The following is a 15208-nucleotide window of genomic DNA, read 5'->3' as shown; positions in this document are numbered from 1 at the left end:
CCGGGTGGCGCGGGGTTCGCGCGCGCACGCGCGCGAGTGAACGGGAGGCGGGAGGCCCGTACCCGGAGGCGTACGGGGTACGGCGGACCGTCCCGCGTGGTGGTGCCATGCGCGCAGCTCCCGGCGGCGGGTGCCGCCGGGAGCTGCGTCGGTGCCGGACCGGGTCCGGTCCCGTCCTGCCTGTCGGCCCGGTGCGGCGGGGTGGTCCGCCCGCCGCGCGGCGGCCTAGAGGTGGGGCAGGATCGCGGGCATCAGGTCCTGGAAGGTGCGGCCGTTGGCCGGGTTGCCGAGGGCCGTCATCTGCCATCCGGACCCCGCGCGGTGCACCTTCGCCATGATCTGGGCCGTGTACTGGCCGCCGCCGTCCAGCGTGTAGCGCGCCAGCTCCTGGCCGTTGGTCTCGTCGACGATCCGGCAGAAGGCGTTCTGGACTTCCTGGAACGTCTGACCGGTGAAGGAGTTCACGGTGAAGACGATCTGGTCGATGTGGACCGGCACGCGCTGGAGGTCGACGAGGATCGCCTCGTCGTCCCCGCCGGAGCCGGCGCCGCCCACCAGGTTGTCGCCGGTGTGCTTGACCGAGCCGTCGTCGCTGACGAGGTGGCGGAAGAAGACGACGTCCACCGGCTGCTTGTCGGCGAACAGGACCGCCGAGGCGTCCAGGTCGATCTCACGGGTACGCGAGCCGAACAGCCCGCGGCGCGGCGCCGCCTGCCAGCCGAGCCCCATCCGTACCGCGGTCAGGGTCCCCCCGTCGCTCTTCTGCAGGCTGATGGCCTGGCCCTTGGTCATGTTGACCGTCACGCGCTGTCCCCTCTCCGCATTGCCCCGCGACCGTCCACGCGCGGTGTTCCCGAACCCTACGCAGCGGGCCCCCGCCGGTGCAGGCCCCCGGCCGCTTTTGTGTCGGTTCCGCAACACTCCGGAGTTCCGCAGCACTCCGGAGCCGGCCGGGCCGCCCCGGCGCACCGGGGACGGCCCGCGCGTCAGGCGATGCCCGCCTCCCTCATCTGCCGCAGCTCCTTCTTGAGTTCGCCCACCTCGTCGCGGAGCCGGGCGGCGACCTCGAACTGGAGGTCGGCGGCGGCGGCGCGCATCCGCTCGGTCATCTCCTCGATGATCCCGGCCAGTTCCTCGGCCGGGCGGTCGCCGGTCACCGCGCCGCGGCCGCGCGCCTCGCGCTTCTTCGCCGCCGCGGCGCCGAGCGTGGGCACCGGGGCCTTGGCTCCCTTGCCCTGGCGGTAGCCGGTGCCGAGCAGCTGCTCGGTGTCGACCTCCTCGCGGGCGATGGTGGCCACAATGTCGTTGATCTTCTTGCGCAGCGGCTGGGGGTCGAGGCCGCGCTCGGTGTTGTACGCGATCTGCTTCTCGCGGCGGCGGTTGGTCTCGTCGATGGCCTGCGCCATCGCGGGGGTGATCTTGTCGGCGTACATGTGGACCTGGCCGGAGACGTTGCGCGCCGCGCGTCCGATGGTCTGGATGAGCGAGGTGCCGGAGCGCAGGAAGCCCTGCTTGTCGGCGTCGAGGATCGCGACCAGCGAGACCTCGGGCAGGTCGAGGCCCTCGCGCAGCAGGTTGATGCCGACCAGGACGTCGTACTCGCCGGAGCGCAGCTCGCGCAGCAGCTCGATGCGGCGCAGGGTGTCGACGTCGCTGTGGAGGTACCGGACCTGGATGCCGAGCTCCAGGAAGTAGTCGGTGAGGTCCTCGGACATCTTCTTGGTCAGCGTGGTCACCAGCACGCGCTCGTCGCGTTCGGTGCGCTTGCGGATCTCGTGCACCAGGTCGTCGATCTGGCCCTCGGTGGGCTTGACGACGATCTCCGGGTCGACCAGTCCGGTCGGGCGGATGATCTGCTCGACGAAGCCGTCGCCGCGCGAGAGTTCGTACTTCCCGGGGGTGGCGGAGAGGTAGACGGTCTGGTCGATCCGCTTCAGGAACTCCTCCCACTTCAGCGGGCGGTTGTCCAGCGCGGACGGCAGCCGGAACCCGTGGTCGACCAGGGTCCGCTTGCGGGACGCGTCGCCCTCGTACATCGCGCCGATCTGCGGGACGGTGACGTGCGACTCGTCGAGGACCAGCAGGAAGTCCTCGGGGAAGTAGTCGAGGAGGGTGTGCGGGGCGGTGCCGGGCGCGCGGCCGTCGAAGTGCATCGAGTAGTTCTCGACGCCCGAGCAGGTGCCGATCTGCCGCAGCATCTCGATGTCGTACGTGGTGCGCATGCGCAGCCGCTGGGCCTCCAGGAGCTTGCCCTGCTTCTCCAGCTCGGCGAGGCGCTCCTCCATCTCCCGCTCGATGCCGGTGATCGCCTTCTCCATGCGCTCGGGCCCGGCGACGTAGTGGCTGGCGGGAAAGACGTGCAGCGACGGGTCCTCGCTGATGATCTCGCCGGTCAGCGGGTGGAGGGTGGAGAGCGCCTCGATCTCGTCGCCGAACATCTCGATGCGGACGGCGAGCTCCTCGTAGACCGGGAAGATCTCGATGGTGTCGCCGCGCACCCGGAAGGTGCCGCGGGTGAAGGCGAGGTCGTTGCGGGTGTACTGCATCTCGACGAAGCGGCGCAGCAGTTGGTCCCGGTCGATCTCGTCGCCGACGGTGAGCTGGACCATGCGGTCCACGTACTCCTGCGGGGTGCCGAGGCCGTAGATGCAGGAGACGGAGGCGACCACCACGACGTCGCGGCGGGTCAGCAGGGAGTTGGTGGCGGAGTGGCGCAGCCGCTCGACCTCCTCGTTGATCGAGGAGTCCTTCTCGATGTAGGTGTCCGACTGCGGGACGTACGCCTCGGGCTGGTAGTAGTCGTAGTACGAGACGAAGTACTCGACGGCGTTGTTCGGCAGCAGCTCGCGGAACTCGTTGGCGAGCTGGGCGGCGAGGGTCTTGTTCGGCGCCATCACCAGGGTCGGGCGCTGCAGCTTCTCGATCATCCAGGCGGTGGTCGCCGACTTGCCCGTGCCGGTCGCGCCGAGCAGCACGACGTCCTTCTCCCCCGCCCTCACGCGCCTCTCCAGCTCGGCGATGGCCGTGGGCTGGTCGCCGCTGGGCTGGTAGGGGCTGATGACCTCGAAAGGCTTCGTGGTGCGTTCGATCTTCGAAACTGGCCGCATGCATCAACCGTACGGCGCGGGACCGACAACGCGACCGGATCGGGCCGCACCGCCCGGAAAGGGCGGTGCGGGCGGGCCCGCGGCGCGGCGGGTCAGCGGCGCTGCCGGTCCTGTCCCGGAAGCGGCGCGCCGTCGTGGTCCCGGCTCCGCTGGGGCGGTATGCCGCGTACGCTGCCTCGCCCCCGGAGCGGCCCGGATGGCGCGGCCGGCACGGCCGGGCCCTTCCCGGGCAGCACGTCGCGTCCGGCGAGCGTCTCCGGGTCGAACAGCACCACGGCGGCGGCGAGGAACATGAAGACCGCGGGCCCGATGAGCAGCGGCACCAGGATGCTCGTGGCCGAGTCCCCCGCGTCCCTCCCGGCGGAGGCCACCGGGTGGAGGTGGACGCCGAGCGACGCCATCCCGGTGTAGTGCATGCCGCTGACGGCCACCGCCATGATCACACTGGCGCCGAGGCTGGGCAGGAAGCCCCGGATGGAGACGGCCGCCCAGAGCGCCGCCGTGGCGGCGACGACGGCGATGGCGACGGAGAGGATCACGGTCACCGTGTCGTAGCTGAACTCGCCGTCGAAGTACATCCCGGCCATGCCGAGGTAGTGCATGGACGCGATCCCCAGCCCGGTGAGGGTGCCGCCGGTGATCAGCGCCATCCGCGTCGCGCCGCGGTAGCCGACGATGAAGATGCCGATGCCCACCATCACGACGGCCAGCGCGAGGCTGGCGTAGGTGAGCGGGCGGTCGTAGGTGATCGTCGCCTCCCGGACGCTGAATCCCATCATGGCGATGAAGTGCATCGTCCAGATTCCGGAGCCTATGGAGGCGGCCCCCAGCGCCAGCCATCCGGCCTTGGCCCTGGCGCCGGCCCGCAGCGACCTGGCGGTGCAGCGCAGCCCCAGCGAGGAGCCGAGCCCGGCCATGAGGAAGGCGACGACCGGCGTCACCATGCCGTAGGTGAAGCCGTCGGTGGTGCCCTGCATGCTGATACGCCCTTCACGGAAGCGCGGGGTGGGGAGTGTCCCGGGATGCGTGCCCCTGCGGGGGCTGGGCTTCTCTGGCGGTTCAGACCCGGCAAGCGAACATAAGGACGGCATTTTATCCCCACGCCACCCCTGCCTGTGAAGTGGTGACGGATATTCCGTTCATGTGACAGTCACTGCCCTCCCGCCCCTCGTTCGCGTCGGACTGCGAATCTCCTCGTGTTCCGTTTTTCTCACGAGGAGTACTCCGTGCCCGCACGTACCGTCACGATGTCCGCCGCCGCCTTCCTCGGCTCCTGCGCCCTGCTGCTGCCCGCCGCGCAGGCGCAGGCCTCCGCGCCCCGCCACCACGACGACGCCCCCGTCGTCTACGCGCACCGCGGCGCCTCCGGTTACGCCCCGGAGAACACGCTGGCCGCCGTCGACGCGGCGGACGACCTGGGCATCGCCTGGGTGGAGAACGACGTGCAGTTCAGCAAGGACGGCGTGCTCGTCGTCGTGCACGACACCGACCTGGCGCGCACCACCGACGTCGAGCAGCTGTTCCCGGGCCGCACGTCCTACGCGGTCAAGGACTTCACGGCCGCCGAGATCGCGAAGCTGGACGCCGGAAGCTGGTTCGGCCAGGAGTTCGCCGGCGCCCGCATCCCCACGCTCACCCAGTACCTGCGCAAGGTCGAGCGCAACCACCAGAAGCTGCTGCTGGAGATCAAGAGCCCGGAGATCTACCCGGGCATCGAGAAGGAGACCCTCCGCATCCTGCGCGAGGAGGGCTGGCTGGACCGCGACCACGTGAAGAACAAGCTGGTCATCCAGAGCTTCGGCGCGGACAGCGTGAAGAAGGTCCACCAGCTGCGCCCCGACGTGGTCACCGGCTTCCTCGGCAACCCCGCGGTCGCCGACCTTCCGGCCTACGCGAAGTTCACCGACCAGATCAACCCGTACTTCTCGGCCGCCACCGCGGACTACGTCGCCGCCGTCCACCGGCTGAAGGGCGCCCACGGCAAGAAGCTCCGGGTGAACACCTGGACGGTGAACGACGCCGCGTCCGCGGCCGCGGTCGACGCCGCCGGGGTCGACGGCATCATCACCAACTTCCCCGACGTGGTCCGCGAAGCCACCCGCTGACCCGGCGCCGGCCACCACGCGGGGCTCCGCTGTCGGACCCGGGACGTACGGTGGGTCCATGGACGACGACGGGCTCCGTGTGGAGTGGACGGTGACGCCGAGCGGCATCGGGCCCCTGCTGCTCGCCGCCACCCCCAGCGGCCTGGTGACCGTGGCGTTCCACGCCGTCCCGGCCGCCCGTGACGCCGTGCTGGAGCGGCTGCGGACCCGCCTCGGGGCGGAGCCGGTGGAGCGCCCCGGCTCTCCCCTGCTCGCCGGGCCGGTGCGCCAGATCGCCGACTACCTCGCGGGCCGCCGACGCGCGTTCGACCTCGACCTCGACTGGTCGCTCACCGGCGGCTTCCACCGCGAGGTGCTCCAGGAGCTGACGACCGTGCCGTACGGGACGGTCGTCGGGTACGGCGATCTGGCGCGCCGGACCGGCCGCCCCGACGGGGCGCAGGCGGTGGGCGCCGCGATGGGGGCCAATCCGCTACCCGTGGTGGTGCCCTGCCACCGGGTGGTGGAGAGCGGTGGCGGACTCGGCGGCTTCGGCGGCGGGCTGGAGACGAAACGGCGGCTGCTGGAGCTGGAAGGCGTCCTTCCGCAGCCGCTGTTCTGAGGCAGGGGCGTTCCGGCACCGGGATGCCCCGACGCCTGGGTGTTCCGGCGCCCGAATGTTCCGGTGCCCGGGCGTTCCGGCGGGCCAGGTGTTCCGGCGCCCCGGGGCACGGCTAGCGCTCCAGTCCGGTCCAGGCCGGGTGGCGCGGATCGTCGGCCCGCACCACGACGTCGGCGGCGGCTCCGGGATCCGTCTCCCGTTCGTAGCGGGCGAAGGCCGGCAGCGTCCACAGCCACTCCTCGGCCGTCCGCCGCCGCAGGGCGCCCGGCGACAGCCGCAGGTGGACGGAGAGGTCGAAGGGGAACCACCGCCCGAGCAGCAGCGGCCCGTGCACGAGCAGCACCCCGCCCTCCGGCAACCGCTCGTACGGGCTGCGGGTCGCCCGGTCGGTCACCGGGTCCCAGAGGTCCGGCAGCACCCGGCCGCTGCCTCCCGGTTCCAGCGGCCCGAACACCTCGCGCCAGAGCGCGCCGGTGTCGAACCAGCCGTCGGCGTAGCTGTCGGGGTCCCGCTTGCCGTACTCGTAGCGCAGACTCGCCGGGCGCAGGAAGCCCTCGGTGGAGACGACCAGCACGGCGCGTCCGCGCAGCCGCAGTTCCCGGGCGATCCGTTCGGCCAGCTCGCCGCCGGCGGCGGCCGGAGCGCCGTCGACGCCCGCCTTCAGCCAAGGGCTCCCGTCGGACGGCGCGAGCGCGTCGAGGCGCGCCGCGAGGGCGTCGGCCATCCGTTCCCAGGTGATCGGTTCGAGTCGCACCGTCCCATCATCGCGCGCCGGGCGCCGGCCCCTCCGGGGGCTGCGGGGTGGCGGGGCGCTTCCGTACGATGGCGCCATGGATCTCTCCGAGGCCCGCGCGTTCGCGCAGCGGTGGCAGGACGACTGGAACTCCCACGACCTCGACCGCATCCTGGCGCACTACAGCGAGGACGTGACCTTCCGTTCTCCCATGATCGTCCGCTTCACGGGTGATCCGAGCGGTACCGTGCGGGGCCGGGCGGCGTTGCGGGCGTACTGGGAGGCGGGGCTGAAGCTCGTCCCCGACCTGCGGTTCGAGGTGATGGACGTGCGCGCCGGGGTGGATGCCGTGGTGATCGACTACCGCAACCAGATCGGCGGGCGGGTCACCGAGGTGCTGATGTTCCGCGACGGCCTGGTGAACGCCGGATTCGGCGCCTACGGGGAGACTGCCGCACTCTGACCCGCACGGCTGCGGCTCGCCCTCACGCTCCCCGGAGTGCGTCGGCGAGCGGGGAGTCGCCCGCCACCTCGACACGCCCGTCGGCGACCGCACGGGCGAACGTCGTCGCGCCCCGCCCGAGTTCCAGACACACTTCGGCCCGCGTCACCAGGCGCGCGTCCGGCCGGTCGGCGGGGCCGTAGCCGTAGACCCCCTCCTGCTCCGCTGCGCCTCCGGTACGGAGATGGAACTCCCCCTCCGCCAGGCGCACTTCGACGACGCCGGGGACGCTCACCCCCGCCAGGGCGCGCAGCAGGGGCAGGGCGAACCAGTGGGCCCGTACCGCGTCGGTGGGCCGCCGCTCGTCGAGCGCGGGGCCGCCCCAGGCCGCCAGCGCCGCGACCACGGGCAGCAACTCCCGTCCTCGCGCGGTCAGTTCGTAGACCGAGGCGGCGGCGGGCGGGGGCAGCCTCCGGCGCTCGGCGAGACCGGTCTGCTCCATGTCCTTGAGCCGCGAGGCCAGCACGTCGGTGGACACCCCGGGCAGGTCGGCGTGCAGGTCGGTGTACCGGCGGGGGCCCGCGAGCAGTTCACGCACGATCAGCAGCGTCCACCGGTCCCCCACGAGATCGAGGGCGCGGGCGGTGGCGTCGTACTGGTCGTAGCTGCGGCGTCGGACGGGGCGCGGGGCGGTGGACTGACGTGGCATGCGACGCAGTCTAGACAAGTTGTTGGACTTTCCAAGGGTCCACTTGGTAAAACCAAGTATCGCAATCGCCCGGGGAGGCAGCGCATGGAGTTCCGGCAGTCCAGCAAGCTCAACGAGGTCTGTTACGAGATCCGGGGGCCGGTCATCGAACAGGCCGACGCCCTGGAGGAGGCGGGCCACAGCGTGCTCCGCCTCAACACCGGCAATCCGGCGCTCTTCGGTTTCGAGGCGCCGGAGGAGATCGTCCAGGACATGATCCGGATGCTGCCGCAGGCCCACGGGTACACCGAGTCGCGCGGCATCCTGTCGGCGCGGCGCGCGGTCGTCCAGCGCTATCAGGCGATGGGGCTGACGGATGTCGACGTGGACGACGTGTTCCTCGGCAACGGCGTCTCCGAGCTGATCCAGATGGCCGTCCAGGCCTTCCTGGAGGACGGCGACGAGGTGCTGGTGCCGAGCCCGGACTATCCGCTGTGGACGGCCGTGGTCACGCTGGCGGGCGGCAAGGCGGTGCACTACACCTGCGACGAGGCGGCCGACTGGAACCCCGACGTCGCGGACATCGCGTCGAAGATCACCGACCGCACCAAGGCGATCGTGATCATCAACCCCAACAACCCCACCGGCGCGGTCTATCCGAAGGAGGTCCTGGAAGGCGTCCTCGACCTCGCCCGCCGCCACGGACTGCTCGTCTTCGCCGACGAGATCTACGACCGGATCGTCTACGACGACCACGTCCACCACCCGGTGTCGGTCCTCGCCCCCGATGTGGTCTGCCTGACCTTCGGCGGGCTGTCCAAGACCTACCGGGTGGCCGGCTTCCGCTCGGGCTGGCTGGTGGTGTCCGGCCCCCGGCAGCACGCCCGCGACTACCTGGAGGGGCTCACCACCCTCGCCTCGATGCGGCTCTGCCCCAACGCCCCGGCCCAGTACGCCATCCAGGCCGCGCTCGGCGGCCGGCAGTCGATCGCGGACCTGGTAGCCCCCGGCGGCAGGCTCCGCGAGCAGCGGGACCGGGCGTGGCAGAAACTGAACGAGATCCCCGGCGTCTCCTGCGTCAAGCCGAAGGGCGCCCTCTACGCCTTCCCGCGCATCGATCCGAAGGTCCATCCGCTGGTCGACGACGAGAAGTTCGTGCTCGACCTGCTGCTGCGGGAGAAGATCCAGGTGGTGCAGGGCACCGGTTTCAACTGGCCCCGCCCCGACCACTTCCGCATCCTCACCCTGCCGCACGCCGACGATCTCGACGCCGCGATCAGCCGTATCGGCCGCTTCCTGGAGGGGTACCGGCAGTGAGCGGGCCCGCGGGGGCCGCCGGCCGTCCGGCCCCAAGGCCCTCCGGCCGGAGAGGGAGAACGGGAGCGGGCCCGGAGGCGTAGCCGGCCTCCGGGCCCTGGGTGTGCCGCCCCTGTGGGCACGCCGGCACGTTTAAGGGTCCGGGTCAGTCATGATGACGTCGCGTCCTGCCCTTGGACCACCGCAGATCGAAGCTCTGCGGGCTGGATTCGAACCAGCACGTCGACGTTCGTGGGCCCGGGCCCGGTCGATCCGGCGATGGGCGGCTGCTGCTGAGTCTGGAGCAAGAGTCTGAGATTGACCGCGGTCTGCCTCTGCCCGTTGGGCCACTCCGGCCCGTGCGCGTCCGGCGGCGGGAACCGCGGATGCGTCGGGAGTGCCGGAGGGAGGACTCGAACCTCCACCGGAACCGCGTCCTTCACGACAAGCCTCAGTGTCAGCTTGCGCTCCTCGCGCACCCCGGACCGTCTGAAGACGGCCCGGGGAATCCATGGTCGGTCACCCGAAGAGGTAACCGAATACCGCGTCGCCCACCCTCCGGTCGGTGACCTCCGCGCCGTTGGCCTCCTCGCGGGCGAACTTCACGGCCTGCTGGAGCTTCTCCACCCGCTCCACCAACTCCCGCACCCGGCGCGCGGGCAGGGCCCCGGAGAACTTCACGGTGGTCCAGTAACCGATCGGCACGTCCTCGTGGTAGACGTCCACCTGTGCCGGGTGCTTCTCGGTGGCCTCCGCCTTCACGTGGTTGCGGGGCACCTTCCTGGTGCGGACCGTCTTCACCGGCTCCGTCTTCCAGGAGTCGGTCGAGGGGTCCTGCGTCCACGCCTCGGAGGCGTCCAGTACCGGCAGCTTGCGGACGAACGTGCCGAGGTCCGTCAACTGCTTCTCCAGGAACAGCAGATAGGAGACCGGCACGTCGGCGACGAGCACCCGCCCCTCCACCCGCACGTCGGCACGGGCCTCGCAGTTGGCCCAGTCCTTGGTGGCGGTCACGTCGAACAGCCGGGTCAGTGCCGCCGCGGTGTCCCGCAGCACGTCCTCGGCCTTGATCTGCACCAGGGTCGACTCGGGCGGCAACTGCTCGCCCTCCTCGTCCTTGGGCTGGTAGGTGCGGGCGATCCCGGCGAGCAGCCCGGCCTTCTGGAGCCCGTGGTGGGCGGCCGTGAGGTCCTGGTGCGCCTTGGACTTGACGCCCTTCTCCACTGCGATGATCTGATTGAGTTTCGCCACGCGAGGAAGCTAGCAGCGGCCGGGCGGAGGCTGCCACGGATTTACCCGCCCCGCGCCGGAGTTCGCCCGGTGCGCACCCGGTAGAGTCGCGCGCCGTGCGCCCCGCGCCCCCCCACCGGCGTGCGCCGCACGGCCGATGCGGCCGGGCGGGACCACGGCGCCGGAACGGGAAGGGAGCACCGCCATGCCCGCACCGATGCGGCACTTCACCGCGGCCGACGCCTCGGGCCGGGTCTTCACGGTGAACATCGAACGCCACTTCCCGTACGAGCCCTACCGCGATTTCCTGGTCTGCACGCACTGCGACTGGTCCCCGTCCCTGCTGACCACGCGCCGGATCGACGACATGGCGGCCGAGCATCTGGCCACCGCGCACGGGGCGGGCGGGGCCATGACGCAGTACGAGGACAGCTCGCTGCGGACCCTGCGGTGGATCGTGCTGCCGGTCGTCGCGGTGTTCCTCGTCGTGCTGCTGTTCCTGGCCGGGAAGTGAGCAGGGCGCGAACGGGGCGGAAGCCGCCGGGAGCCGGCCCGCGATCCGGTGAGTGGGCCGGGGATCGAGCGGGGCGGCTCCGGTGGCACGCGCCTGCCCCGGGCAGGCTCCGGCCCGCTCCGGTCAGCCGCCGTGCACGGCGCGGAGGGCGGTGACCGGGTCGGGGTCCGGCTCGCCGCGCGGCCACCAGTCCTCCGCCCCGGCGTCGGACTCGTAGCCGTACCAGCGGCCGTCGCGGCCGAAGCGGAGCTGGAGCGTTCCGGCCGGGTGGCCGAGGCGGTTGCGCCACGGCTGGAACCTCGGCAGACCGGCGGCCGCCAGTGCGGGCCTGGCCCGGTCGAAGGGGCCGGCCGGCGGGTCCCAGGGCTCTTCCAGCACCTCCAGTCCGCCGGCGCCGCCCTGCCGCCAGGCGGCCACGGCGCGCGCCAGCTCGGTGGTGTCACGGCCGGTGGCGTAAGCGAGTTCGCGGTACAGGGCACGGGTGGTCGCGGTGAGCCCGGCGGTGGGGCGGGCGGCGGCCAGCCGGACCGCGTCCTGCCAGCGGGTGAAGCCCGCCAGCGGGTCGCGGCCGGTCGTCAGCACGGCGTGGGCGCGCGCGGCCGCGTCGGTGGCGAGCTGGTCCAGGGCGAGCGGGTCGCGGGCGCCGGGCAGGTCCGGGTAGGACGGCGGACGGCCCGGATACGGCTCTACGGGCAGCGGTGGCGGCAGCGGCGGCAGGTAGCGCTCGGCGAGCGCCTCGCGGGCCGGGACACCGGGGGTCGCGGGGGCGGCCGGCCGCTCGCGGGCGGCGTGCTCGGCGTTGCGCAGGGCCAGTTCGTCGAGGAGTTCGCGTTCGCCCCGGCCGCGCAGGAGCAGCAGCACGAACGGGTCGCTGTCGAGGAGCCGGGCGGTCTGGTAGCAGAGCGCCGCGACGTGCTTGCAGGGCACTTCCCGGTCGGGGCAGGTGCAGGCGGGGTCGAGGTCGTCGGCGGCCGGCAGCAGCCGCACCCCGGCCGCCTCGGCGGTGTCCGCGAGGGCGTGCGGCATCTCCTTGGCGAGCAGCGCGGAGAAGTGTCCGGGCCGGGCGGACACCGCGTCGAGCAGGGTGTCCCAGCCGCTCTCGGTGAAGGTCCGCAACCGCAGTTCGACGCGGTACGGGCGGGCCCGGCTGCCGTGGACGTACGCGACGACCCGGCCGGGCGTCACGGTGATCGCGGCGACGTGTCCCCCGTCGGCGTACGCGCGGCCGCGGGCGAGGCGGGCGTCGTCCAGCGAGAGGGATTCCAGCGCGTCGGTCCAGGCCCGGCCCCACCAGCTCGCGGCGAACGGCTCGCCGGGGGCGGTGGCGCGGGCGGGCACCGCGTCGAAGGTGCGGCGCAGCCCGTCGGGTCCGGGCCGGGCGCGGGGCCCCTGCGGGGCGGCCGGGCGGGCTCCGGCGCGGGGGCCGGCGGGGCGCGGGCTCACGCGGGCCTCCTCAGGGAGACGAGGTCGGCGAGATCGCGGTCGCTCAGCTCGGTCAGCGCGGCCTCGCCGCTGCCGAGCACGGCGTCGGCGAGGGCCCGCTTGGACTCCAGCAGCTCGCCGATGCGGTCCTCGACGGTGCCCTCGGCGATGAGCCGGTGGACCTGCACGGGCTGGGTCTGGCCGATGCGGTAGGCGCGGTCGGTGGCCTGCTCCTCGACCGCGGGGTTCCACCAGCGGTCGTAGTGCACGACGTGGGCGGCCCGGGTGAGGTTGAGGCCGGTGCCCGCCGCCTTGAGGGAGAGCAGGAAGACGGGCGTCTCGCCCGCCTGGAACCGGTCGACCATCGCCTCGCGCTCCGGCACCGGCGTGCCGCCGTGCAGGAGCTGGCTGGGGACCGCCCGTGCGGTCAGGTGGGCGGAGAGCAGCCGGGCCATCGAGACGTACTGGGTGAAGATCAGCACGGAGCCGTCCTCGGACAGGATCGTGTCCAGGAGCTCGTCGAGCAGGGCGAGCTTCCCGGACCGGCCGTGCAGCCGGGCCGCGTCCTCTTTCAGGTACTGCGCGGGGTGGTTGCAGATCTGTTTGAGGGAGCCGAGCAGCTTCATGATCAGCCCGCGCCGGGCGATGCCCTCGGACGCCTCGATGAGCGTCATGGTCTCGCGCACCGCCGCCTCGTAGAGGGTGGCCTGTTCGCGGGTGAGGGAGACGGGGTGGTCGGTCTCGGTCTTGGGCGGCAGTTCGGGGGCGATGCCCGGATCGGACTTCTTGCGGCGCAGCAGGAACGGCCGGACCAGCCGGGCGAGCCGGTCGACCGCCTCGTCGTTGCCGAGGCCCGCGGCGGTGCCGGTGTTCTCGACGATGCGGGCGTGCCGGGCGCGGAACGCCTTGAGGGGGCCGAGGAGTCCGGGGGTGGTCCAGTCGAGCAGGGCCCACAGCTCGGAGAGGTTGTTCTCGACGGGGGTGCCGGTGAGGGCGACGCGGGCGGGCGCGGGGATGGTGCGCAGCGCCTTGGCCGTGGAGGAGTGCGGGTTCTTCACGTGCTGGGCCTCGTCGGCGACGACCAGGCCCCAGGTGTGGGCGGCCAGTTCCTCGGCGCTGGTGCGCATGGTGCCGTAGGTGGTGAGGACGAAGCCGTCGCCGGGCGCGGCGAGGGTGCGGTCGCTGCCGTGGAAGCGGCGGACCGGGACGCCGGGGGCGAAGCGGTTGATCTCGCGGTGCCAGTTGCCGAGGAGGGAGGCGGGGCAGACCACGAGGGTCGGGGCGGGGTGGGCGCGGTGCAGGTGGAGGGCGATCACGGTGATGGTCTTGCCGAGCCCCATGTCGTCGGCGAGGCAGCCGCCGAGCCCCAGTGACGTCATCCGGTCCAGCCAGGCCAGGCCGCGGAGCTGGTAGTCGCGCAGGGTCGCGTGCAGGCCGGGCGGGGGCGGCAGGGTGGCGTCGGTGTCGAGGATGCGGGAGCGCAGGGCGGCCAGCGCGCCGGTGGGTACCGCGGGCACGTGCTCGCCGTCCACCTCCGCGCTGCCGGTGAGGGCGACGGCGAGGGCGTCCACCGGGTCCAGCAGGCCCAGCTCGCGCTTGCGGGCCCTGCGCACCAGCGCGGGATCGACCAGCACCCACTGGTCGCGCAGCCGCACCACCGGCCGGTGCGCCTCGGCCAGGGTGTCCATCTCCGCCTCGGTGAGCTCGTCGTCTCCGAGGGAGAGCTGCCAGTCGAAGGTGAACAGGCTCTCCGCGTCGAAGAACGAGGTGCCGTCGGTCGCGGATCCGGGGGCGGTCCGGACCACCGCGGCGGCGCTGAGCGAACGGGCCAGCTCGCGCGGCCAGTGCAGCGCGACGCCCGCGTCGGCGAGCCGGGTGCCGGCCGGCCCGAGGAGGTCGTACAGCTCGTCCTCGGTGACCGCGAGCACGTCGGGCACCGGCTGGTCGAGCAGGCGTTCCAACGGGTCCCAGACGCGGGCGGCCCGGCGCAGCGCGAGGACCGCGTCGACCTGGGCGCGCGGCCCGAACGCCTCCCCCGCCGTGCCGGCCCAGAGCGCCGCGGCGTCGGCGACCTGCGTGGGGTCGGCGAGGCTGTGCACCTGGACGATCGCGGCCGCCGCGTGACGCCGGGCGGGGTCGGTCGCGGGGGCGCCGGTTCCCCCGGTGCCGTCGGAGGCGTGGGCGTCGGAGTCGGGGGCATCGGGGGCGTAGGTGTCGGAGGCGTCGAAGAGTTCGAAGGCGGAGAGGTCGAGCCGCAGGGAGACCTTCACGCCCGTGTCGAGGCCGGAGGCGACCTCGACCGCCCAGGCGGCGGCCCCCGGCAGGTACTGGGCCTCGCGGGCGGCGAACGGGGCCCCCACGGCGTACGCGGCGGCGGGTGTGCGGGGCAGTGTGTCGGCGACCGCGTCGAGGAACGCGCCCACCAGGTGCACCGGCTCGGGCAGCAGCAGCGGGGTCGTGTCCGGCAGCGGGACGGCGTGCCCCTCGGGCGGCAGCGCGGCGGCGACGGCCCGCAGATGGGCGACGTCCTCGGCGTCGCGCGGCCCGGCCCGCCAGGCGTCGTGGCTGCCGGCGGTCAGGCCGGGCAGCAGCCTGCCGCGCGCCACCAGGCCGAGGGCGTGCAGGGCGGCGGCCCCCCAGCAGCGGGTGGCGGGGTGGACCGTGGTCCGCTCGCGGGCGGCCGCGAGCAGCGGCAGCGCGTCGGCGACGGACAGCAGCAGCGCGGGGACCGCGCGTCCGCGCACCCCGTCCGCGCCGTGCCGCCGCACGACGGTGATCTCGCCGACCGCCGGATCGTCGGGCCCGGGTGCCTCGGCAGCGCCCGCGGCCGGCAGGTGGTCCGCCGGGTCCCAGGGCCCGTCGCCCGGGTCCCAGAACGCGACCCGTCCGTCGCGCGGCACCTCGGCGGGCAGGAAGACGGCGGCACGCCGCAGCAGCGCGTCGACGTGTTCGTACACGGCTCCCGCTGCCATCGCCCGCCCCCTCCCGTCCTGTCCCCCACCTGGCCACTTCCTCTGCGTCGAGTCTAGGCGGGGGCTCTGACAACCCGTCCCGGCGAGGGCGGCGCGGG

At 73.0% G+C, this 15208-nt stretch carries 13 protein-coding genes; 5 read left to right on the top strand and 8 right to left on the bottom strand.

Going from position 1 to position 15208, the window contains the following annotated elements; genetic code table 11:
• Positions 1–225: 225 nt before the first annotated feature.
• The 3 genes from Q0994_RS18975 to Q0994_RS18965 all read right to left on the bottom strand — a co-directional run bounded on the left by Q0994_RS18975 (position 226) and on the right by Q0994_RS18965 (position 4084).
• Entirely contained in the window at positions 226–804 is a 579-nt protein-coding gene (locus Q0994_RS18975) for a TerD family protein (protein WP_104789925.1), read from the bottom strand.
• A gap of 182 nt (positions 805–986) precedes the next feature.
• The gene (uvrB, locus tag Q0994_RS18970; RefSeq protein ID WP_299536344.1) at positions 987–3107 is read right to left on the bottom strand and encodes an excinuclease ABC subunit UvrB; all 2121 of its coding nucleotides are present in this window, start codon (positions 3105–3107) and stop codon (positions 987–989) included.
• Between the two features lie 92 nt (positions 3108–3199).
• Positions 3200–4084 (bottom strand): MHYT domain-containing protein, encoded by an 885-nt coding sequence (locus Q0994_RS18965; protein ID WP_299536341.1) that lies wholly within the window; start codon positions 4082–4084, stop codon positions 3200–3202.
• A gap of 270 nt (positions 4085–4354) precedes the next feature.
• Between Q0994_RS18965 and Q0994_RS18960 the strand changes: the two genes are divergently transcribed.
• Together Q0994_RS18960 and Q0994_RS18955 are read left to right on the top strand one after the other, a co-directional pair.
• Positions 4355–5212 (top strand): glycerophosphodiester phosphodiesterase family protein, encoded by an 858-nt coding sequence (locus tag Q0994_RS18960; RefSeq protein WP_299536766.1) that lies wholly within the window; start codon positions 4355–4357, stop codon positions 5210–5212.
• Between the two features lie 58 nt (positions 5213–5270).
• Positions 5271–5813, top strand: coding sequence for a methylated-DNA--[protein]-cysteine S-methyltransferase (locus Q0994_RS18955; protein ID WP_299536338.1), 543 nt, complete (start codon positions 5271–5273; stop codon positions 5811–5813).
• A gap of 112 nt (positions 5814–5925) precedes the next feature.
• On the opposite strand, the gene Q0994_RS18950 is transcribed toward Q0994_RS18955, so the two are convergent.
• Positions 5926–6567, bottom strand: a complete 642-nt coding sequence (locus tag Q0994_RS18950; RefSeq protein ID WP_299536336.1) for a uridine kinase — start codon at positions 6565–6567, stop codon at positions 5926–5928.
• 76 nt (positions 6568–6643) lie between these two features.
• On the opposite strand from Q0994_RS18950, the gene Q0994_RS18945 reads away from it, so the two are divergent.
• On the top strand, positions 6644–7009 hold the full coding sequence (locus Q0994_RS18945; protein ID WP_299536335.1) for a nuclear transport factor 2 family protein: 366 nt from the start codon (positions 6644–6646) through the stop codon (positions 7007–7009).
• A 22-nt stretch (positions 7010–7031) separates the two neighbouring features.
• On the opposite strand, the gene Q0994_RS18940 is transcribed toward Q0994_RS18945, so the two are convergent.
• Positions 7032–7697 (bottom strand): winged helix-turn-helix transcriptional regulator, encoded by a 666-nt coding sequence (locus Q0994_RS18940; protein WP_299536333.1) that lies wholly within the window; start codon positions 7695–7697, stop codon positions 7032–7034.
• 84 nt (positions 7698–7781) lie between these two features.
• Here Q0994_RS18940 and Q0994_RS18935 point away from each other — a divergent pair, with 84 nt between their 5' ends.
• Entirely contained in the window at positions 7782–8993 is a 1212-nt protein-coding gene (locus Q0994_RS18935; protein ID WP_299536332.1) for a pyridoxal phosphate-dependent aminotransferase, read from the top strand.
• A 498-nt stretch (positions 8994–9491) separates the two neighbouring features.
• Here Q0994_RS18935 and Q0994_RS18930 read toward each other — a convergent pair whose 3' ends face one another.
• A complete protein-coding gene (locus Q0994_RS18930; protein WP_299536330.1) occupies positions 9492–10223 on the bottom strand; it encodes a hypothetical protein in 732 nt (243 codons plus the stop codon).
• A 184-nt stretch (positions 10224–10407) separates the two neighbouring features.
• Between Q0994_RS18930 and Q0994_RS18925 the strand changes: the two genes are divergently transcribed.
• A complete protein-coding gene (locus tag Q0994_RS18925) occupies positions 10408–10716 on the top strand; it encodes a hypothetical protein (protein ID WP_299536328.1) in 309 nt (102 codons plus the stop codon).
• A gap of 123 nt (positions 10717–10839) precedes the next feature.
• On the opposite strand, the gene Q0994_RS18920 is transcribed toward Q0994_RS18925, so the two are convergent.
• Together Q0994_RS18920 and Q0994_RS18915 are read right to left on the bottom strand one after the other, a co-directional pair.
• Complete coding sequence (locus tag Q0994_RS18920; RefSeq protein ID WP_299536326.1) at positions 10840–12159, bottom strand: SWIM zinc finger family protein; 1320 nt, start codon at positions 12157–12159, stop codon at positions 10840–10842.
• Positions 12156–15110: a DEAD/DEAH box helicase gene (locus tag Q0994_RS18915; protein ID WP_299536324.1), complete on the bottom strand. Its 2955-nt coding sequence runs from the start codon at positions 15108–15110 to the stop codon at positions 12156–12158. Before Q0994_RS18915 ends, Q0994_RS18920 begins: the two co-directional genes overlap by 4 nt.
• Positions 15111–15208: the final 98 nt, after the last annotated feature.

The sequence above is a fragment of the uncultured Streptomyces sp. genome (genome assembly GCF_947488945.1).
Classification (GTDB): Bacteria; Actinomycetota; Actinomycetes; order Streptomycetales; family Streptomycetaceae; genus Streptomyces.
The sequence above is the reverse complement of the archived record's forward strand: the minus strand, read 5'-3'. Positions and strand labels throughout refer to the sequence as shown.

Coding starts and splice junctions, on each gene's coding strand:
- uvrB (WP_299536344.1), bottom strand. CDS start 3,107: ATGCGGCCAGTTTCGAAGATCGAACGCACCACGAAGCCTTTCGAGGTC.
- Q0994_RS18965 (WP_299536341.1), bottom strand. CDS start 4,084: ATGCAGGGCACCACCGACGGCTTCACCTACGGCATGGTGACGCCGGTC.
- Q0994_RS18960 (WP_299536766.1), top strand. CDS start 4,355: ATGTCCGCCGCCGCCTTCCTCGGCTCCTGCGCCCTGCTGCTGCCCGCC.
- Q0994_RS18955 (WP_299536338.1), top strand. CDS start 5,271: ATGGACGACGACGGGCTCCGTGTGGAGTGGACGGTGACGCCGAGCGGC.
- Q0994_RS18945 (WP_299536335.1), top strand. CDS start 6,644: ATGGATCTCTCCGAGGCCCGCGCGTTCGCGCAGCGGTGGCAGGACGAC.
- Q0994_RS18940 (WP_299536333.1), bottom strand. CDS start 7,697: ATGCCACGTCAGTCCACCGCCCCGCGCCCCGTCCGACGCCGCAGCTAC.
- Q0994_RS18935 (WP_299536332.1), top strand. CDS start 7,782: ATGGAGTTCCGGCAGTCCAGCAAGCTCAACGAGGTCTGTTACGAGATC.
- Q0994_RS18925 (WP_299536328.1), top strand. CDS start 10,408: ATGCCCGCACCGATGCGGCACTTCACCGCGGCCGACGCCTCGGGCCGG.
- Q0994_RS18915 (WP_299536324.1), bottom strand. CDS start 15,110: ATGGCAGCGGGAGCCGTGTACGAACACGTCGACGCGCTGCTGCGGCGT.